At 31.0% G+C, this 16098-nt stretch carries 32 protein-coding genes; 17 read left to right on the plus strand and 15 right to left on the minus strand.

Translation table 11 applies throughout. The features are described from left to right. Positions 1-99: 99 nt before the first annotated feature. From SIB75_RS05600 to SIB75_RS05610, 3 genes are all read right to left on the minus strand, one after another. A complete protein-coding gene (locus SIB75_RS05600) occupies positions 100-537 on the minus strand; it encodes a hypothetical protein (protein WP_413684621.1) in 438 nt (145 codons plus the stop codon). Between the two features lie 111 nt (positions 538-648). Next, the gene (locus SIB75_RS05605) at positions 649-780 is read right to left on the minus strand and encodes a hypothetical protein (protein WP_413684623.1); all 132 of its coding nucleotides are present in this window, start codon (positions 778-780) and stop codon (positions 649-651) included. Positions 781-794: 14 nt separating this feature from the next. Further along, positions 795-1481, minus strand: a complete 687-nt coding sequence (locus tag SIB75_RS05610; protein WP_413684624.1) for a hypothetical protein — start codon at positions 1479-1481, stop codon at positions 795-797. An 87-nt stretch (positions 1482-1568) separates the two neighbouring features. Between SIB75_RS05610 and SIB75_RS05615 the strand changes: the two genes are divergently transcribed. From SIB75_RS05615 to SIB75_RS05650, 8 genes are all read left to right on the plus strand, one after another. Continuing rightward, entirely contained in the window at positions 1569-1835 is a 267-nt protein-coding gene (locus SIB75_RS05615; protein WP_413684626.1) for a hypothetical protein, read from the plus strand. Next, on the plus strand, positions 1832-2464 hold the full coding sequence (locus SIB75_RS05620) for a DUF938 domain-containing protein (RefSeq protein ID WP_413684799.1): 633 nt from the start codon (positions 1832-1834) through the stop codon (positions 2462-2464). The genes SIB75_RS05615 and SIB75_RS05620 overlap by 4 nt, the downstream gene beginning before the upstream one ends. Positions 2465-2551: 87 nt before the next feature. Continuing rightward, complete coding sequence (locus SIB75_RS05625) at positions 2552-2824, plus strand: DUF4090 family protein (RefSeq protein ID WP_413684627.1); 273 nt, start codon at positions 2552-2554, stop codon at positions 2822-2824. Positions 2825-3076: 252 nt separating this feature from the next. After that, positions 3077-3184 (plus strand): high light inducible protein, encoded by a 108-nt coding sequence (locus SIB75_RS05630; RefSeq protein WP_011125327.1) that lies wholly within the window; start codon positions 3077-3079, stop codon positions 3182-3184. Between the two features lie 34 nt (positions 3185-3218). Then, positions 3219-3338 carry a high light inducible protein gene (locus SIB75_RS05635; RefSeq protein ID WP_011294968.1) on the plus strand — a complete coding sequence of 40 codons (120 nt, stop codon included), beginning with the start codon at positions 3219-3221 and terminating at the stop codon, positions 3336-3338. Then, the gene (locus SIB75_RS05640) at positions 3338-3484 is read left to right on the plus strand and encodes a high light inducible protein (protein ID WP_011294648.1); all 147 of its coding nucleotides are present in this window, start codon (positions 3338-3340) and stop codon (positions 3482-3484) included. The genes SIB75_RS05635 and SIB75_RS05640 overlap by 1 nt, the downstream gene beginning before the upstream one ends. Then, positions 3484-3627, plus strand: a complete 144-nt coding sequence (locus tag SIB75_RS05645; protein ID WP_413682952.1) for a high light inducible protein — start codon at positions 3484-3486, stop codon at positions 3625-3627. The genes SIB75_RS05640 and SIB75_RS05645 overlap by 1 nt, the downstream gene beginning before the upstream one ends. Next, positions 3627-3746 carry a chlorophyll a/b-binding protein gene (locus tag SIB75_RS05650; RefSeq protein ID WP_413684629.1) on the plus strand — a complete coding sequence of 40 codons (120 nt, stop codon included), beginning with the start codon at positions 3627-3629 and terminating at the stop codon, positions 3744-3746. Before SIB75_RS05645 ends, SIB75_RS05650 begins: the two co-directional genes overlap by 1 nt. A gap of 606 nt (positions 3747-4352) precedes the next feature. Here the strand turns inward: SIB75_RS05650 and SIB75_RS05655 are convergent. The 3 genes from SIB75_RS05655 to SIB75_RS05665 all read right to left on the minus strand — a co-directional run bounded on the left by SIB75_RS05655 (position 4353) and on the right by SIB75_RS05665 (position 5163). Next, positions 4353-4553 carry a hypothetical protein gene (locus SIB75_RS05655; protein ID WP_413684631.1) on the minus strand — a complete coding sequence of 67 codons (201 nt, stop codon included), beginning with the start codon at positions 4551-4553 and terminating at the stop codon, positions 4353-4355. Between the two features lie 37 nt (positions 4554-4590). Next, a complete protein-coding gene (locus SIB75_RS05660) occupies positions 4591-4845 on the minus strand; it encodes a hypothetical protein (RefSeq protein ID WP_413684633.1) in 255 nt (84 codons plus the stop codon). 66 nt (positions 4846-4911) lie between these two features. Further along, the gene (locus SIB75_RS05665; RefSeq protein ID WP_413684635.1) at positions 4912-5163 is read right to left on the minus strand and encodes a hypothetical protein; all 252 of its coding nucleotides are present in this window, start codon (positions 5161-5163) and stop codon (positions 4912-4914) included. A 395-nt stretch (positions 5164-5558) separates the two neighbouring features. Here SIB75_RS05665 and SIB75_RS05670 point away from each other — a divergent pair, with 395 nt between their 5' ends. The 5 genes from SIB75_RS05670 to SIB75_RS05690 all read left to right on the plus strand — a co-directional run bounded on the left by SIB75_RS05670 (position 5559) and on the right by SIB75_RS05690 (position 8645). Further along, positions 5559-6161 carry an NAD-dependent DNA ligase gene (locus SIB75_RS05670; protein ID WP_413684637.1) on the plus strand — a complete coding sequence of 201 codons (603 nt, stop codon included), beginning with the start codon at positions 5559-5561 and terminating at the stop codon, positions 6159-6161. Positions 6162-6320: 159 nt separating this feature from the next. Beyond that, complete coding sequence (locus SIB75_RS05675) at positions 6321-6476, plus strand: hypothetical protein (protein WP_413684638.1); 156 nt, start codon at positions 6321-6323, stop codon at positions 6474-6476. Between the two features lie 160 nt (positions 6477-6636). Continuing rightward, positions 6637-6879: a hypothetical protein gene (locus SIB75_RS05680; RefSeq protein ID WP_413684639.1), complete on the plus strand. Its 243-nt coding sequence runs from the start codon at positions 6637-6639 to the stop codon at positions 6877-6879. A gap of 655 nt (positions 6880-7534) precedes the next feature. After that, positions 7535-7891: an AbrB family transcriptional regulator gene (locus SIB75_RS05685; protein WP_011293945.1), complete on the plus strand. Its 357-nt coding sequence runs from the start codon at positions 7535-7537 to the stop codon at positions 7889-7891. 538 nt (positions 7892-8429) lie between these two features. After that, entirely contained in the window at positions 8430-8645 is a 216-nt protein-coding gene (locus SIB75_RS05690) for a hypothetical protein (protein WP_413684640.1), read from the plus strand. 521 nt (positions 8646-9166) lie between these two features. On the opposite strand, the gene SIB75_RS05695 is transcribed toward SIB75_RS05690, so the two are convergent. Continuing rightward, complete coding sequence (locus SIB75_RS05695; RefSeq protein WP_413684641.1) at positions 9167-9568, minus strand: DCC1-like thiol-disulfide oxidoreductase family protein; 402 nt, start codon at positions 9566-9568, stop codon at positions 9167-9169. 294 nt (positions 9569-9862) lie between these two features. Further along, positions 9863-10030 carry a hypothetical protein gene (locus tag SIB75_RS05700; RefSeq protein WP_413684642.1) on the minus strand — a complete coding sequence of 56 codons (168 nt, stop codon included), beginning with the start codon at positions 10028-10030 and terminating at the stop codon, positions 9863-9865. A gap of 613 nt (positions 10031-10643) precedes the next feature. Between SIB75_RS05700 and SIB75_RS05705 the strand changes: the two genes are divergently transcribed. Both SIB75_RS05705 and SIB75_RS05710 read left to right on the plus strand, forming a co-directional pair. Further along, positions 10644-11936: a DUF2130 domain-containing protein gene (locus tag SIB75_RS05705; protein ID WP_413684643.1), complete on the plus strand. Its 1293-nt coding sequence runs from the start codon at positions 10644-10646 to the stop codon at positions 11934-11936. 40 nt (positions 11937-11976) lie between these two features. Further along, positions 11977-12519 (plus strand): GIY-YIG nuclease family protein, encoded by a 543-nt coding sequence (locus tag SIB75_RS05710; RefSeq protein WP_413684645.1) that lies wholly within the window; start codon positions 11977-11979, stop codon positions 12517-12519. 59 nt (positions 12520-12578) lie between these two features. Here SIB75_RS05710 and SIB75_RS05715 read toward each other — a convergent pair whose 3' ends face one another. From SIB75_RS05715 to SIB75_RS05740, 6 genes are all read right to left on the minus strand, one after another. Then, a complete protein-coding gene (locus tag SIB75_RS05715) occupies positions 12579-12932 on the minus strand; it encodes a hypothetical protein (protein WP_413684647.1) in 354 nt (117 codons plus the stop codon). Positions 12933-12951: 19 nt separating this feature from the next. Beyond that, positions 12952-13080: a hypothetical protein gene (locus SIB75_RS05720; RefSeq protein ID WP_413684648.1), complete on the minus strand. Its 129-nt coding sequence runs from the start codon at positions 13078-13080 to the stop codon at positions 12952-12954. A 108-nt stretch (positions 13081-13188) separates the two neighbouring features. Next, positions 13189-13440, minus strand: a complete 252-nt coding sequence (locus SIB75_RS05725) for a hypothetical protein (protein ID WP_413684649.1) — start codon at positions 13438-13440, stop codon at positions 13189-13191. Positions 13441-13496: 56 nt separating this feature from the next. Next, a complete protein-coding gene (locus tag SIB75_RS05730) occupies positions 13497-13625 on the minus strand; it encodes a hypothetical protein (protein WP_413684650.1) in 129 nt (42 codons plus the stop codon). A 79-nt stretch (positions 13626-13704) separates the two neighbouring features. Further along, positions 13705-13956, minus strand: a complete 252-nt coding sequence (locus SIB75_RS05735; RefSeq protein WP_413684651.1) for a hypothetical protein — start codon at positions 13954-13956, stop codon at positions 13705-13707. 99 nt (positions 13957-14055) lie between these two features. Further along, a complete protein-coding gene (locus SIB75_RS05740; RefSeq protein WP_413684801.1) occupies positions 14056-15102 on the minus strand; it encodes a potassium channel family protein in 1047 nt (348 codons plus the stop codon). A 153-nt stretch (positions 15103-15255) separates the two neighbouring features. Here SIB75_RS05740 and SIB75_RS05745 point away from each other — a divergent pair, with 153 nt between their 5' ends. Then, positions 15256-15477 (plus strand): hypothetical protein, encoded by a 222-nt coding sequence (locus tag SIB75_RS05745; RefSeq protein WP_413684653.1) that lies wholly within the window; start codon positions 15256-15258, stop codon positions 15475-15477. Positions 15478-15588: 111 nt separating this feature from the next. On the opposite strand, the gene SIB75_RS05750 is transcribed toward SIB75_RS05745, so the two are convergent. Continuing rightward, positions 15589-15777 carry a translation initiation factor IF-2 N-terminal domain-containing protein gene (locus SIB75_RS05750; protein ID WP_413684655.1) on the minus strand — a complete coding sequence of 63 codons (189 nt, stop codon included), beginning with the start codon at positions 15775-15777 and terminating at the stop codon, positions 15589-15591. A gap of 98 nt (positions 15778-15875) precedes the next feature. On the opposite strand from SIB75_RS05750, the gene SIB75_RS05755 reads away from it, so the two are divergent. Next, the gene (locus SIB75_RS05755) at positions 15876-16022 is read left to right on the plus strand and encodes a hypothetical protein (protein ID WP_413684657.1); all 147 of its coding nucleotides are present in this window, start codon (positions 15876-15878) and stop codon (positions 16020-16022) included. Positions 16023-16098 lie beyond the last annotated feature (76 nt).

The following is a 16098-nucleotide window of genomic DNA, read 5'->3' on the forward strand; positions in this document are numbered from 1 at the left end:
ACCGCAGAGCCCAAGGACTTGATCAAAGTAAAAGAAGTGATAACTAATCAATTTAGATAATAATTGAAGATGTCGTTTAAAGTTTGTAAATCAATTTTTTTATCCTCTTCCTTTTTGACAAGTGCCTATCAAAGTTCTATTCCTTTGAGGAGATTCAACTGAGTATGTTCCATGATTTCCATTTATTTTGTAGATATTCTTAACGCTGTTTCTATTATCTCTGTGCGTAATTGTGTATAAATTACGTCTAATCAAAGTCCTTCCTTCTTTTTTTATTCCTTTATCTTCAATAGTAGATAATAATCCATCTAGATTAATTGTCAGATAACTTGTTTCCCAATCTGGTTTAATTAGGGCACCTCTATTAATTTCATATGTACCAACACATTTAAGAAAAATTTCTTCAGATCTAGATTGTTGCAATGGTACTAAGAGTAACCCTGATAGCAATACCAAATTCAAATGAAATCTTCTAGTTTTTATAGACTCAATTAAGTATTTTATATTAGTAATTAGAATTTTTATATCTTTATTCATATCTTTCTTGTATTAAAGTTTGTTTTTACGAGTGTAATCTATATCCCTATTTTGTAGTTGTTTGTTTGGTTACTTTCAACTTTTTTTGATAAAAACGTCAGTGAAAATAACTTAATCTTTCTTTCCTCTTAAAATCATTGTTAGTGGAACAACTACTGTAAATACTATTCCTATGGTTAGGATGGTTAATCCCATTTGGGAAAGGATATCTACTCCTCCCATGACTTGTGATGCTTTTTGCATCGTAACAACAATATTTAATTTACTTCGTATGCCCAAGGTATTGATATGTTATTTCCTCCAAGATACTTTTGAAATTTTCTTGAATTAATTTTCAAAACTAGTCCATTAGTTGGATAGCTTGTAAATAACATACCCTCTCTCCAGCATTGAAGATAGATTTCGATATCTGAGATGAAGTTTGTAAATTGAGTTTGTGGAATTTCAAAATTTAGATGTTTTAACTCTTGAAGTGATTGATAATGATTAATATTACAATGAAATATTTGAAAAGCGCAGAACATTAGTCTTTTACACTGTGATTTAAAATTTTGTATTTCTATAAACTCAGTTTTATTTTTTTTATTTGATGTTGTTTTATAGTCGACTAGAATTCCTTGTATTTCTATTCTGTTTTTTATCGGTAGACTTTTAGGAATAATTTTCAGTGAGCTTAAACTTTCTGTAATGTCTTGACTATTTTTATTTATGACCTTGTTTAATTCTCCATTGATATATTGAATTCCAATGATTGATCCAATGATTTTTGGTTCTATAATTATTCTTGTATTTGGAAGAAATGTTTCCAACCATTCACGAATATTTCCTTTTCCTAATGATACAAAGGCTTTGCTTCCAGATTTGTAATTAAAGATAGAATTTTCTGGAGATATTCTCTCAAGATTCCTTATAAGATGATTTGATACCTCATTCTCTTCTCTCATCTTTCAATCCTACATTTAATCAAATTAGTTTGCTTTAATAATGGTAGGCATATTTAATATAGATAAATTTTTTTTGTAAGATCAGAAATGAGCCGATATTATTGCCCTTTCTGCTCTTCTCGTTATCAGTTTCATAAAACTAGTAGTGATGGTATTTTAATTTGTGGCCTCTGCGGTGACCCGTTAGTTAAAAATTCATTATTAAATTCAAGACGAATTATTGGAGCAGTTGCCGCATCCGCATTTCTAGCTCCCTTAGTAATAATGATTATTTTTGTTATTAAAGATTTTTCTAAGGAAAAACTTCCACACAATTCTGATTCGTTAGTACTATTAACTATTGATAAATGTTGAACAATATAAATCCCGACTATCGCCTAAATTTTCCTGCTACGACAAGGAACCGTGAGTCCATCGCCGCAGTTTTAAGCAATTATATTTCTCCTAATAGTTTGCTTTTAGAAATAGCTAGTGGAAGTGGAGAACACGGAGTATTCTTTCAAAAAAAATTTCCATCAATTACCTGGCAAACTAGCGATCCCGAATTAGTACATAGAAAAAGTATTAATTCATGGATTATGCATGAGGGTCTTTATTCAAAAATGCCTGAACCACTTGATCTTGATGTGGAAATGCGTCCATGGTCAATTAACAATCGACTTGGGGCTTTAATTAAAGGAATTGTGTGCATAAATATGATTCATATCTCACCATGGAGTTGTACAAGATCTTTGTTTGAAGAATCAAAGAAATATCTAGATCAATGTAATTTTTTGATGCTCTATGGACCTTTCTTAAGAAAAGAGAAACAAACTTCAGAAAGTAATTTGAATTTTGATCAATCCCTAAAAATGCAAAACCCACTCTGGGGGCTTCGCAACTTAGAAAACGTTAACGATATTGCATTTAAAAATGGATTTAAACTTGATAAAGTTATCGATATGCCAGCCAATAATCTTTCAGTTATTTATCTCTTAAAGTAAAATTTCACACAACGTTTCTTCTTTCTACTAAGAATTCCAGAAATCGGTAGATGCGATAGGAGAATAAGTCCATTACGCTTTTTTCTTGTGGAGTTTTCTGGCCCAGATGCAATTGATAACGCTATCCAAGCTGGATTAGATCTAGATGGAAGTCCTATTCCTTCAGAAATGCTTTCTCTTTATGGGGAAGTCATGGATAAAGAAAATGCACGTAAAAGAAGTGGAGTTAAGAAATCAATGCGAAACCGTATTGTTAAAACTGGATCCAAGCATTATGACCAGGAAACTCTTAATACGCGTTTGATCAAAGCTGGTTGGGATGGATTGAAACCCAAAGAAATTGATTTTTTTTATAACTGAAATCTAATCAAAAATCATTTAACTTAATTTTATACACACAAGTGTCACACTTTTTTCAGAGCTTTTTGATTTAGTTGAAAATTATATTTTTTTGTAATTTCAAAACTAATGTAGTCAAAGCTACTGCAGTCACGGCCTTTTTGTAGCCTTTATAACTGAATCTCATTTTTAGGAGGCAAGCCGTACTCGCAGGGCTTTACGTTCGTTAACAATTAGTTTACATTTATTCACATACAAAACTCGGCATTCATCATGACTCCAGAAGCAGAAAAGTTTAACGGTTGGGCAGCAATGCTTGGCTTCGTTGCAGCCTTCGGTGCATATGCAACAACAGGTCAAATCATTCCTGGAATTTTCTAAGCCAATAACTACTAATAAGTAACTACTAAAAACAATGCAACCATCTAACAAAACAATTCTAGAGAGAAGCATCGGCAGACCAGCCATGATGGCATTCGTTCTACTAACAGGTATCTACCTAACGACCGGTCAACTTATCCCAGGTGTCGTTTAATGAAAAACCAAACTACAGAAACTCCAAGAGTAGAAGAAGGTAAAGTTATTGCTGAAAGACTCAATGGCTACGCAGCATTTGTTGGATGCTGGGCACTAATCGGTGCATACCTAACAACCGGTCAAATCATTCCAGGTGTCGTGTAATGACTACTCAAAACAACAACAGAAATATTGATCCTGAAAAGGTAACTGCTGAAAGACTAAACGGCTACGCAGCATTGTTTGGATGCATCGCTCTTATTGGCGCTTATGCAACAACCGGTCAAATCATTCCAGGATTTGTCTAATGGAAAACAACTACTGGAAAACAGCTGAAATAATGAATGGCCGTTTAGCGATGATGGGCCTTCTTGCAGCTGTAGTCAATTACGGATTCACAGGCTGGATTATTCCAGGTATCGTTTAACCCTACTTTTTTATTACAATGGCATTAAGTTATTGGCTTCGAGCAGAAGTCGACGATCTACTCAACGAAGATACTTTCTTCGACATTTCAGATTATTCCTGCCTTTTGGAAGATACTGATTGGGCGTAACAACAATGTCAATTTTCGACAATGCAAACCGCAACACTTCATTGTCAACTCTGCAAGCATCTTTTATATGAATCTTGTTATAGAAGAAAAGGTTTAATCCTCTGCAAGCAATGTTTTAACAAGCTCCAACACAAATGAGAAAGTTAGAATCTAGCTATCTCAATTAATTTTATTTTTTTGCCTCTGATGTTCTAATTTTGTATGTTTGTGATATTTTTTAAGCAGAATTAGTCACATCACATTTTGAATATGAAACTATATATTTCTTTCTAGTTAATGACCCATAAGATCAAGTTTCATTGGTTCAAATATCTTTCGCCTGTTTTTGGAATTCTTTTTTGTCCAGTGACGATTATATTCTTTTGGTCAATATGGTCAATTCCAGAAATTGAATCTGAAATCGAATTTGTTGAGGAAATACAGCCCTAGTATTTTTATTGACTCTTTTATAATTGATATATTTTTATTCAATGAATTTCAAAGGTCAATTAAAATAACATTGTTGCGTTTGACTTCTATGGTGAGAAGATTAATTGCATTTTCAAGTTCTTCTTCTGTCTGAAATCCTAATACGTCTGCAGGCTCTAGCCCCAGTGAGCTGAAATCAGGTTCAATTCCGAAAGGTTCGATATTCTCTAAGCTTCCAACTATATCTTCAAGTTCTTCTAATTCAGTCATAAAATTATTAAGGTAGTGTTTATTTTTTTAAAATAATTTATGAGACTTCAAGTTTGAAGCCTTTATCTAAAAGTTGTTGATATGTGAGTCTTGCTTGGAATGCAAGGATTTCGATTGGCTCTTTATCGTCTCTTTGCATTATGAAGTAGTGATTGTCATCACCTTTTCTTGCGAAAATTACAATTTCAGATCCTCTTACTAGTGTCCAATTTTCTAGAGCTTTATGCTCAGATAATGGTCCTAAATCCCATGGAGCCTTTTCTGGATACTTCTCTCTTTTTACCCTTGGCATTAATTAAAAGTGTCTATATTCTTTAGCCTACACTTATGATGTTCAACGTCAAGAATTATTTATTAATCAGGAAAAGGCAGCCAATGAATATCCCTCGTCAAACAATCTTTGATAAGTAAACCTGGCATCATATTCTTTGACTGCCTTTCTTCTTCCATCATTTTTTTGTACATAAACGTATTTGTTGTTTATACGACTCCTTGTAAACGTATATACGATGTCCGCTTTTGATAAAATCCATTTGATGGAATTGTTGTTACTTTGGTCGATATTTAAATCCCAAGGAACATTTTCCGGATATTTTTCCAATATTGACATATAAATAAAATAGTCTTTTTAAAAATATGTCATAAGAGGTATGCATACATGAGAATAAGTACTGTATTTCTGCAAATCCACTCTTCCTTTTTTGTTTCGAGATCCTTACATGGAGATTTTTATTGCGATAAAAATCTCCAAAGACTTATTAAATGGAAATTATTTATAGATAAAATACTATGAATAAGACAAAATCGATTATTCATAATTTGCATTTTCAAATTAGTGTATGTTTAGGAAAGTATATATAACTTGTAAATAAAATTTTATTTCATCTGTTTATTCCCTTTTTCACGTCTCATTTTTAATTAACTTATCGCTTTTTATTTAATTGATTCCTTAAGAAAAGAGGTTGAAGAAGCGACTTTGCTTGACATTTTCCTATTGATATAGATATGAGGTTACTTGGACTTGATAAGGATTGTTTCGCAAGCTGGTTGGCAAAAATACCAGAGGGGTCAACTATGGTTGTGCAACCTAAAGTTGAGGGTTTCGCAATAGGTCTTAGATATAAATATGGACAATTAGTAGAAGCCTATTCTCGTAAGGGTAGTGAAATTATTGAAAATATAAGAACAATCAAAGCTATTCCTTTGAATATTGATGACTCATTAAAAGTTGAAGTTGAGTTGGAGGGGATTTTATATTCTTCTTCTTTTAATTCTAAATTTCTACAAGCACAATTGCTAGCTAGCTCAACGACTGAAAATGCTAGCAATACTTCTTTATCATTTTTAGCATTTCGAATTTTTAGGTCTGACAGTGATGAATTGTCTGATTTAACTCAACTTCAAAATTGGGGTTTTGAGATTCCTATTACCTTAAGAACTGATGACCCTTGTCAAGTCAAAAGGTGGCATTCTCAATGGATAAAGAAAGAATTGTTTTCTAATCTTCCTACTAATGGAATTGTCGCTAAATGCAATGCTTCTTCCACCAAGAGTCGTTTAGGCTTTAGCCAATTCTCACCTAATTGGGCTTTAGCTTTAACCCGATAATTATTTAATTGTTTTTCTGAGCATTTATTTGAGAATGCAATTATTTATAATTGTTGGTTTCTATTCATTGCTCTTATTAAGATTGCCAAAAAAGCCTTATGAAAATAGCCTTCATTGAAATAATTCTCTCTTCTTAATATGTCTTTTACTGACAAGCAAATGTTTGAAGCAATAGAAGCTAATACTGATGTAAAAGATTGCTTTGATAAGATTTCAGAAGCTTGTTGTGAATTACAAAGTAAGACTGGTTGTCCAGACGACGATGTTGATCGATTTCTTGAGTTTACGATTGGTAAGTGGGACAATTTTCGTTGAACTTCCTATTTATATGTTTTGCCATTATTTAAAGAGCTCTAGGGGCTAAATTTTCATTTTTTTATATTTACTGCTTAATCAGATTTTGTGATTTGTTTTTTAATCGAATTTAATAATTTTACCTTGATCTGCTTGAATAGTTTTTAATTGAATAGTGGTCTTGAGTTTACATAGGAAAAATTTAATCCAAAAAATATATCTTGGTCTGGCTGCTGTTTGTTTTAGTACACTTACTATTCAGTTAATTCCTTTATCCAAGCAGGCTTCTAGCTGGAATCGGTGTGTAACTAAAACTACTGAGACATTGAGCCAAGTAAAAGCTGTTGAGAAAATGAACGAAGAAAGTAAGGATGTGTTGTCTGTGATGATATGTAATGGTGCCGTTTTCGAACCTAAATTTTAGTTGATTATCAAATTAATCATCAACAATATTTCTAGAAGATATGATTTCCTTGTGGTTATAAAAATATTAGCTTCTAAATTTCTTAGTTAGATATAAGGGAAAGTATAAATCACAAGGAAAGGGTGAATTTAATCATTTCTTGTTGTTACTAGGAATTTAATAGAGTTCCAAATAATCCTGCAAATGCTGAAAGGATGAATACAGATACGATACAAATCGCAAGAATTTTAGAGAGATTCATTTTTTGTTGTAATTAGTAATTATATTCTGATTCATCCCTTAACAAATATCCAAAAGTAAAGCTTTATATACTGAATGAATTGACTTTAGATCTTCGCAATTTGGTCATAGAAGTCCATAAGCATGTTTAGATTTCTGCTTATCTTATTAAATTATCTTGCTATTGCTGGCGATTGAGCGATTTCTAATTGGTAAATGATCATCAGAATCATTAATTTTAAAACGGATCAAAAAAGATCTTTCCTATAAATCAAGACCTATAACGATGCATAATTTTCGATATAACCTTGAATTTCTGAGTTTAATCTAGATCCTTCTGTTCCCATAACTTTTAGCTTTAATGTCTAGGACTAATGTAAATATTGTAAGTTTGTTAATTATAAGTTAGTATTGTAAGTACAACCATTTATTTATCATGCTCACTGGTAAGGATTTATTAGCCAAGGTCAAAGACTTGGGAGATGTCTCAAAATCTGATCTTGTTAAAGCTTGTGGATATGTTTCCACCAAGAAAGGAGGCGGAGAGCGTCTTAACTACACTGCTTTTTACGAAGCACTTCTAGAGGCTAAAGGTGTAAACCTAGCAGCAGAAAGTGCGGGTGGTATTGGTAAAGGTGGAAGAAAGCTTAGTTATGTGGCTACCGTTCAAGGAAATGGAAACCTATTGATAGGAAAGGCCTATACCGCTCTTTTAGATCTCAAACCAGGTGATAATTTTGAGATAAAGATGGGACGCAAAGGATTCCGTTTGGTTCCAGAAGGAGAAGGTTAATTCCTGAAATTCAGTATCATTACATTTAGATTTAGCCGAGATGCATATCTGCCTCTCGGCTTTTTTATTTGCCTAATTTTCCTATAAAAATTTGATTGATTATTCATCTATATTCTATTTACCTTATTAGTTTACTCTCCTGTTTCTCCCTTCGTTTTTCATTTTTCTCTTTAATGATTCTTGCTTTTTATCTAATCGTTCTTTAAGGTTTTCTCGAACCCTTTTTTTTTTTCCTGAAATTAAAATACATATACGTTTTTGAATTATCGTTTTTTATCTCTCCAGATTCTCTTTCATGAGTATTTTATCTAAAGCTGTTTTTGCTTTAGACAAATTTTGTCTAGGAACTTTCTTTATCGAATTTTTCTAACAATCATTAATAGGCAACATAAAACCATGTCCAGCATCCTCTTTTATAGTCAATTTGTTTTTTATTTACTCAGGTATATTCATTTGTTTATCTTGTCGATAATTCTTTATAACCACATTCTGATATCTAATTTGGTTAACATTGGTACCTTCTATGTACCTAAGATCCTTGTTTGATCCTCTTTATGAAGAGATTGTTACCAATACTTCGGATTTAATAGTTTATATGGTTCGACATGTTTATCTTGAGCTTGTTTTGCCATTGTCTATTTTTGTTGCTGTAATGCTTACTCTGTTCGTGGACTGGAGTTGTATACCTATTTCAAGTATTGAGTGTGAGAGGGGCCTTAGTCTTGAGAAAAATAAAAAGCAACTACTTGATTAAGATTATTTGTAATTATTTTTTTTACAACTTTACTTCTCGAGTAGGAACCTTCGTAATTATTCAGATAACTTAACTTCATTTTATATTTTTCGTCTTAGCTTGGATTCCGAAATATATTGATAAACAAATTAAAAATATAACTAGTAATGAACTGCTATTGCCAAGGATTTCTATAAGCATATTTAGCTAAGATATAAAATCTTATTTTTACACATTTAAACTCGTCCTAGGTATTGGATCTATCCTCTCATCAACTGATGTTACAAATCGAATTTAAAGAAGACTTAAAAAAATATTAATTCTTTTTAAACATTGTCATTTCAGACGGAATAATGAATTATTGATATTTAAATCACCTTTTGAATGATTTAAATTTATCAGCACTAATTTTAAATATGGATAGGTCCTATTAGCTTTTGATATTAAATTATTGAATTAGTAGATTTGGAATTAATATCAAAACGGCTAAATTTTACATATTTGACCAACTTTATAATTTATGTTCAGCTTCTAGATCAAATTCAATAGTATTGAATATTTTCGCTAACAGGTTGCCATACCTTCCCTTTTAATGTCAGTGATAATCTTCTACCCCATAAAAGGAAAGGGAAGAAAAAATTAGTTCTCTTGTTAGAGGTGAAAAGAATCCTTAGTAGTTCTAACAGCAAGTCACTTGGCTCTTTGATCTCAGAGCAAATCCAACTAATTGCATCCGCACCATGCATGATATTTTCATTATTGATAAGAATTGCTCCTTTGTTCAAATCATAGCCTTGGTTATAGAGTTTAGTTAATAGGGCTAGATTTTCTCTTCCATCTAATATTTCTAAATTAGAAAGACTGCATTTTAATTCAAGTAATTGTGCAAAGTGATTGCAAAATGGACATTCTCCATCATATATGAATAAACTTTTATCTGACATGTTTATTTATTGATTTAGCTATTGTACATACACTAAGTCTGAAAACGTGCCAAAAAAGTAAAAAAAATTTAGAAGAAGCCTAAAAAAATAAGCAGTACCATATTTTTAAAAAATATATTTAGGGAGGTTTGTCAAAATTTGAATTTAATAGGCTAGTTATCTAGATAGATATTTGAGAAAATATAAAAAAACATAAAGTATTTATATTAATTTTTAATTTATATATTGATTTATACTAACTTATGCTTTTAATTGATAACAAATTATTAGGTTTTAACCGTATGATTCTTAGTCTCAGTTTTTGAAAACGTTGCTCTTTACATTCTCTTCTTGTATCTGAGGTCGTAATAAAGACATAGGAAGTGCTGTTACTACTGCGAATGAAAGAACAAGAATTAAATCTGTTGTAAAATGGCTTATGCCAAGCTCTGAGTGAGCAAGAGCAAAGTTCAGTAATGACATTTTGTTGAATTCAATACTCTTCAATCTTATTTTATTTTGTATTTAAATATATGTTGTGTAGTAAAAATTATTGCTCAAATACAATTAGATTTTACTATTAGTTGTTAACTATATAATTACTCATTCATCTTTAACCTTTTAATGAAGTTTTGGCAAAAAACCTCACTTGTACTGAAAGTACTTTAGTATTTAACAAGTAAATTTTTGGGAAGGATTAGTTCCTAAGGGACAGTATGTTGAAAATCGTTTCCTATGTTCGTTATTCAAATGCATCAATAATGTTTGATTGGCATATCTTTTTGGGTGTGCTCATTTTTTTTATACTTTGTGGAATCTTAATATTTCAAAATCAGATTTGGGAGGAGGAAGACTACTCAAGAAATAAAAAATGGTACGAATGGAAATCTTCGGCTATTAAGGCAAATAAATGAGATTTATCTGGAATCTACCCAAGTTCAAAAGAATAATCTAATATGATTTCTTCTTTCTCTAAATATCTAGTCTTAACATCATCCTTTTTGATAACTTGTTTTTGGTTTTAACAACATTATTGCTTGTCGCAGCGAAACAAGATAAAAAGAGATAATAGATTCATTGTCTCTTGTGCTCAGATATGAATGAAATCAAATGTCCTGAATGTGGTAGTACTATCAGCATTGATGAAAATAGTTACTCAAATATTATTAAGCAGGTAAGAGATCAGGAGTTTGACGATGAACTGAAGAAAAGACTTGAAATTCTTGAAAGGGATAAACAGAAATCCGTTGATCTTGCTATTCAAAATCTTCGATTACAAATGCAAGAGGCAGCATTTGTAAATGAAAAAAAAATGCAAGGCCTTCAGTCTCAATTGATTTCTGCTCAGGCTGAAAAAACCATGACTTTAAACAAGATTAAGCATGCCTTCGAAAAAGAGAGAGACTCACTTGAGTATTTATTGGAGAAAACAAGAGAAAAGAATGAATTTGATAAAAAAATTGCAGTATCTGAGGCTATTACTGAATTAAAAGAAGGGTATGAAAAACTCAAAAATAACTTAGATAAAGTTGAGCTGCAAAAGGAATTATCTGAAAAATCTATAAAAATGAGATATGAGATCCAGTTAAAAGATCGAGATGATTTAATTGAGAGACTTCGTGATATGAAAACAAAATTGTCCACCAAAATGGTTGGTGAGTCACTTGAGCAACATTGCGAAAATGAATTTAATCGACTAAGGGCTACAGCATTTCCTAATGCCTATTTTGACAAAGATAACGATGCTAGTTTTGGTAGTAAAGGTGATTATATTTTCCGTGACTTTGATAGTGAAGGGAACGAAATAGTATCTATTATGTTTGAGATGAAAAACGAATGTGATAGCACTTCCAGCAAGAAGAAGAATGAGGATTTTCTTAAAGAGTTAAACAAAGATCGTATAGAAAAAAATTGCGAATATGCTGTATTAGTTTCTTTATTAGAATCTGATAATGACTTATTTAATGCTGGCATTGTTGATTTTTCATATCGGTATCCAAAAATGTATGTTGTTCGTCCGCAATGCTTTTTACCAATAATTTCTTTATTAAGGAATGCTTCACTTAAGTCGCTTGAGTATAAATCAGAACTAGCAGCTATTAAAGAGCAGAATATCGATATCACAAATTTTGAAAATAGCCTTGAATTATTTAAGGACTCTTTTGGTAAAAATTATGCTCTTGCTTCAAAACGTTTTGAAACAGCAATTATGGAGATTGATAAATCTATTAATCACTTGCAAAAAACCAAAGATGCATTACTTGGCGCTGATAGAAACCTTAGATTAGCTAATGACAAAGCTCAAGAGGTTTCGGTTAAAAGATTGACTAGAAATAATCCTACGATGAGAGAAAAATTTAATTCAATGAGAAAAAGAGAAGCGGCATAATTTCTTTATTAATCTTGAATAAGTAAGAGTTTAAATTTACATGAGTGGTTGGCTTTACGTAATAAGGAATAGAGATTTATATAAGATTGGTATAACAAAAAACATTGAGAATAGAATGAGACAACTCAAGCCAGATAACGTAGTAGTTAAATTTTATACTGCTGATTTTGTGAAATTAGAAAGAGAGTTACATAATCGCTATAAAAAGTTGAGAATCCCTCAAACGGAGTATTTTAGATTGGAAAATTATCATATTAAAGAGATAAAAAAAAGAATTTCCATACTTAATTATCCTTTAAATTTTACTTTCGGAATTTGTATGAAATCAATATTATTATTATTATTTATTTTTTTTCTTACATTATTAGTTATATCTTTATATATTAATGATTTAAATATGGCTATATCTAAGTCGCTTTTTTGGATTGAGCGAATATCATTTGGACTCGCCTTTATTTCCTTATTCATTAATTCAGGTGAATATTTAAGTTTTTGGAATGAATTAAAATATAGATCCACAAGATTAATTATTTTTATTTTGCTTTCATTATTATTTCATCTTGTTGATTTCTTTTTCTCCTAAAATAGATTCAATATCAGTGATATATATAAAGCTTAAACAACATTTTATGATCTTTAGACTTACCACATGTCTTTGCTTGACTCCTCTTCTTGTTGTTGCTTTAGAAGACCAAGTCTTCTATCAAATTCAATCTCTTCTTGACTTTTTTGTTCTACTTTAGGGTTTTTATTGCATTTTTCTTTCACTTCAAGAATCATTTTACTTAAGTCTTCTGAGAAATGATCTTTTATTTCTTCCCAGGCTTCCTTCTCTTCAGCATTACCTACAGTTCCTTTTATTTGATCGATAATTATTTCCTTAACAAATTTTCTCAGATCAGTTTCGCTCATAGAGTTAACTCGACTTGATATATACATGTCTTTAAGGGTGTCTAATTCGTTGTTGCTCAGATCCTTATAAGTAAGTTCTTCCATTTTTTTTTTTCAATAAAAATTATTTATAGACCCATTTAGCGTCTAATACTGTTGAATGGGGATTAAAACACAGAACATTTCTTTTTGCTTCCTCTTCATTATTTGCAATGACAGTCTCATCATGTTGATTACCTTGATCATTAATCATAAAAACTTTAAATCTCATTATTGACTTTAAATATTTTTCATTTTATGCCAATTATTTTTTAAAACAATTGATTGGTCATAAATGTTGAAAGCTTAACCTTGTATGGGTTTATTTATCCTTACGATCAACTAGAGAATTTATTACAGCTTCAACCAATATGGCCGTAAAGAATAGACTTAACGATGGAATAAACACTGGATACCAGAGCTTTTGAAATAAAATATAAAAATAAGTGTTACCATTAACACTTAATAAAAAACTAAAAGCTAGATATAAGGAACCTATTATTAAAATATAGAGATTATAAATTAATATATTATCTAAGGCTTTTTTCCATTTGGTTTCGTTTTCTTTTTCCATTTTATCTCAATTCCTATTAAATCTGAATTTTTTGTGAAAAGCAGTTTGACTAAAAATTAGGAAGTACCTCTGAAGGCATAAAGGTCAATACCTATTGATTTAAGGTAGAAAGCTCCTCCAATTGCAACTACGTTGAGGCAAAAAACAAAAACCCAGACTTTCCATGATTGATTTTCAGAATCCATCTCTTTTCATAAAATTTATTTATACATCAGATAATTAGATGTATGAACAAATTTTAGCTTTAACTGAATACGAAAAGTATTAACTCAATGCATCAAGATCTCTTCTGTAATGTTTCGAGGATCTAAAATCAATATCATTTGATTTCCATTCTGTATCTTCTAGCAAGTCCGAATATTTATAACTATTTGAGGGAAGTTTTTTTTCTAATCTCCAGCCAAATTCGCTCAAGAAATCTACGTAGTCTTTAGAAAATATGTTCCCATTGATTTTTGATGAATCAATGTTTGTTCCTATTTTGGTAGCTAACTCATTTTTTGTTTTTAATGTCATCTACGTAAAATCAATTTATTTTGTTCTAATCATTTTTTTTTTAAGGTGTTAAGTATTTTTTGTAGTGTTAACCCTAGCTAGATTGTTCTCAAAGGTACACTAAGTTTTTTTAACTAAAACTTCTAAAAGGCGAACTCTAATCCTGTTTAATTGCTCTTGACTTCCAAGGAATATCAAAATCATACCTGGAGAGATTGAAACCTTATTTTTGGGATTACCCATTAATTGATCAGAGACTTTAGTCGCCAAAAGAAGTGCTTCACCTCTTTTTGAGAAGTCGAAAAAAGTTTCATGTTGACTTCTGAAAAACTCAATTTTATCAATATCATCAATGAGCTTGAATTCTTCTATTTCGCAATCTGAGCCCGCAAGTAAATCAATAAAGTCTACGGCTATAGGTCTTAAGGCAGAGGCAGCCATGGTTCTCCCTGCCGCAACATATGGACTAACCACCGCATCAGCGCCTGCAAGTTTTAATTTACTAGCAGCTTCCTCGTTCGCTGCCCTAGCGATCAATCTGCAAGAATCATTTAGTGCTTTTGCACTGAGAACTACATATAAATTTGCTGCATCATTTGGAAGGGTAACCACTAAGCTCCGGCAATTTTTTACTCCTGCTAGTAATAATGTTTCGTCCATAGTTGCATCAGCTAATAGGACGTTGAATCCTTTTTCCTCAGCTTCGGTTTTTCTTGTTGAGTTGTTTTCTATTATTAAGGTAGAAATTTTTTCAGACTTTAATTTGTCAGCAATTTCTTTACCTGTGCGTCCATACCCACATATGATTACATGATTTTTCATTCTTCTAATTAATCTCCTTAATCTTAGCTCCTCTAATTTTATGAAATATCCTAGTTCAGACAATTGTATAAATCTTTGAAGAGTTAATTGAACTACAAATAATCCACCTCCAATGATTAAAAAAGTTATGACCCGCCCCGCTGAACTTAAAACTTCAACTTCACCAAAACCTATTGTTGTAATGGTTATTAGTACCATCCATAAACAATCTCCCCAATCCCAACCTTCTGTAAATCGATAGCCTAAAGCACCGAATAGAAATAAGAATATGAGTAAAGATATTGGTGCTCCCCAAACTTTTAAATAGCCTTTAAATTTATTTGTTTTTATCAGATTCAATTTAATTCTTTAGTCTTAATTTTTATAGTATAGTGAAAATTGAATTAAATATTTTTTCATTTTTATTTCTATAGGTATAAATCTATCCTATTATATATTTAGCCATTTTCAATCATTACTTATAGTATGATTGAAATCATGTATTGGTAATCATCTGATATGCAATCTCTTACAGCTGAAGATAAAAAAGAATTATGTAAGGATGCTTTTCAAGACATATCAGCTATTCTTGCACGTTTACGCGATCAGGGGTTATCTGATTTAGAAATCTTTGAGTTTGGTAAGTCACTCATAGATCACTTTGATCCAATTAAAATGGAAAATTTAAAAAAAGATTCTGATTATCAAGATGCCTTGTTTAGAGAAGCTAATGATTTGTAGTTATATTCTTAATTCATTCTTTTAGCATTCCATATACCCACCGATTATATTTTTACGTTGTAATATACGGAAATTATAATTATAACTCTAGGTTATATTCGCTTTTAAAAATTATTTTTTGTCTATATTACTTTTAGGATTTGTTTTCTGAAGATAGTCAATTATTTCCTTGCTCTGCTCTATTGATAATGATGAGAGCGGCGATGCAGCAGGTATTTTTAGAAGTATGCATATTGCAATTATCTCTGGCGAGTCTACGTTTAAGGCCTCTGCGAGTTCCTTTACCCTCAATCTGGCCACATTAAAAGTCATTGTACTTGATGATCTTTTAAAGATCTTCGTGATTATTTTTTTATTTTATTGCTTTGTGTTCAGTAAGTTGACTTGAAATTGATTAAATGAGTGATGATAATGATTTGAAGGAGACGCTTCACAATATTGTCTCATATGCTGTTGTTCAAATGGAATCTGCATCAGATACCAATGTTAAAAGGTGTATATTTCAAGAATATAAAGAATGGCTAGGAACTTCTATTGACAATTAGGGAAAATGTGATGCTCATTTTTACTAGATCTATAAAAGTTTTAGAAGATAGCTATGATTGTTTTGTATTTAAAGTG

It is taken from the genome of Prochlorococcus sp. MIT 1011 (genome assembly GCF_047305235.1).
In the GTDB taxonomy this organism is placed as follows: Bacteria; Cyanobacteriota; Cyanobacteriia; order PCC-6307; family Cyanobiaceae; genus Prochlorococcus_B.

Bases quoted from the DNA above. Each gene is read 5' to 3' on its own strand.
- SIB75_RS05700 (WP_413684642.1), bottom strand. From the start codon at position 10,030: ATGTCATTACTGAACTTTGCTCTTGCTCACTCAGAGCTTGGCATAAGC.
- SIB75_RS05705 (WP_413684643.1), top strand. From the start codon at position 10,644: ATGAATGAAATCAAATGTCCTGAATGTGGTAGTACTATCAGCATTGAT.
- SIB75_RS05735 (WP_413684651.1), bottom strand. From the start codon at position 13,956: ATGACATTAAAAACAAAAAATGAGTTAGCTACCAAAATAGGAACAAAC.
- SIB75_RS05655 (WP_413684631.1), bottom strand. From the start codon at position 4,553: ATGACTGAATTAGAAGAACTTGAAGATATAGTTGGAAGCTTAGAGAAT.
- SIB75_RS05665 (WP_413684635.1), bottom strand. From the start codon at position 5,163: ATGTCAATATTGGAAAAATATCCGGAAAATGTTCCTTGGGATTTAAAT.
- SIB75_RS05650 (WP_413684629.1), top strand. From the start codon at position 3,627: ATGGAAAACAACTACTGGAAAACAGCTGAAATAATGAATGGCCGTTTA.
- SIB75_RS05725 (WP_413684649.1), bottom strand. From the start codon at position 13,440: ATGGAAAAAGAAAACGAAACCAAATGGAAAAAAGCCTTAGATAATATA.
- SIB75_RS05630 (WP_011125327.1), top strand. From the start codon at position 3,077: ATGACTCCAGAAGCAGAAAAGTTTAACGGTTGGGCAGCAATGCTTGGC.
- SIB75_RS05675 (WP_413684638.1), top strand. From the start codon at position 6,321: ATGTTTGAAGCAATAGAAGCTAATACTGATGTAAAAGATTGCTTTGAT.
- SIB75_RS05730 (WP_413684650.1), bottom strand. From the start codon at position 13,625: ATGGATTCTGAAAATCAATCATGGAAAGTCTGGGTTTTTGTTTTTTGC.
- SIB75_RS05710 (WP_413684645.1), top strand. From the start codon at position 11,977: ATGAGTGGTTGGCTTTACGTAATAAGGAATAGAGATTTATATAAGATT.
- SIB75_RS05635 (WP_011294968.1), top strand. From the start codon at position 3,219: ATGCAACCATCTAACAAAACAATTCTAGAGAGAAGCATCGGCAGACCA.
- SIB75_RS05645 (WP_413682952.1), top strand. From the start codon at position 3,484: ATGACTACTCAAAACAACAACAGAAATATTGATCCTGAAAAGGTAACT.
- SIB75_RS05605 (WP_413684623.1), bottom strand. From the start codon at position 780: ATGCAAAAAGCATCACAAGTCATGGGAGGAGTAGATATCCTTTCCCAA.
- SIB75_RS05745 (WP_413684653.1), top strand. From the start codon at position 15,256: ATGCAATCTCTTACAGCTGAAGATAAAAAAGAATTATGTAAGGATGCT.
- SIB75_RS05600 (WP_413684621.1), bottom strand. From the start codon at position 537: ATGAATAAAGATATAAAAATTCTAATTACTAATATAAAATACTTAATT.
- SIB75_RS05660 (WP_413684633.1), bottom strand. From the start codon at position 4,845: ATGCCAAGGGTAAAAAGAGAGAAGTATCCAGAAAAGGCTCCATGGGAT.
- SIB75_RS05640 (WP_011294648.1), top strand. From the start codon at position 3,338: ATGAAAAACCAAACTACAGAAACTCCAAGAGTAGAAGAAGGTAAAGTT.
- SIB75_RS05610 (WP_413684624.1), bottom strand. From the start codon at position 1,481: ATGAGAGAAGAGAATGAGGTATCAAATCATCTTATAAGGAATCTTGAG.
- SIB75_RS05685 (WP_011293945.1), top strand. From the start codon at position 7,535: ATGCTCACTGGTAAGGATTTATTAGCCAAGGTCAAAGACTTGGGAGAT.
- SIB75_RS05670 (WP_413684637.1), top strand. From the start codon at position 5,559: ATGAGGTTACTTGGACTTGATAAGGATTGTTTCGCAAGCTGGTTGGCA.
- SIB75_RS05755 (WP_413684657.1), top strand. From the start codon at position 15,876: ATGAGTGATGATAATGATTTGAAGGAGACGCTTCACAATATTGTCTCA.
- SIB75_RS05615 (WP_413684626.1), top strand. From the start codon at position 1,569: ATGAGCCGATATTATTGCCCTTTCTGCTCTTCTCGTTATCAGTTTCAT.
- SIB75_RS05715 (WP_413684647.1), bottom strand. From the start codon at position 12,932: ATGGAAGAACTTACTTATAAGGATCTGAGCAACAACGAATTAGACACC.
- SIB75_RS05720 (WP_413684648.1), bottom strand. From the start codon at position 13,080: ATGATTAATGATCAAGGTAATCAACATGATGAGACTGTCATTGCAAAT.
- SIB75_RS05695 (WP_413684641.1), bottom strand. From the start codon at position 9,568: ATGTCAGATAAAAGTTTATTCATATATGATGGAGAATGTCCATTTTGC.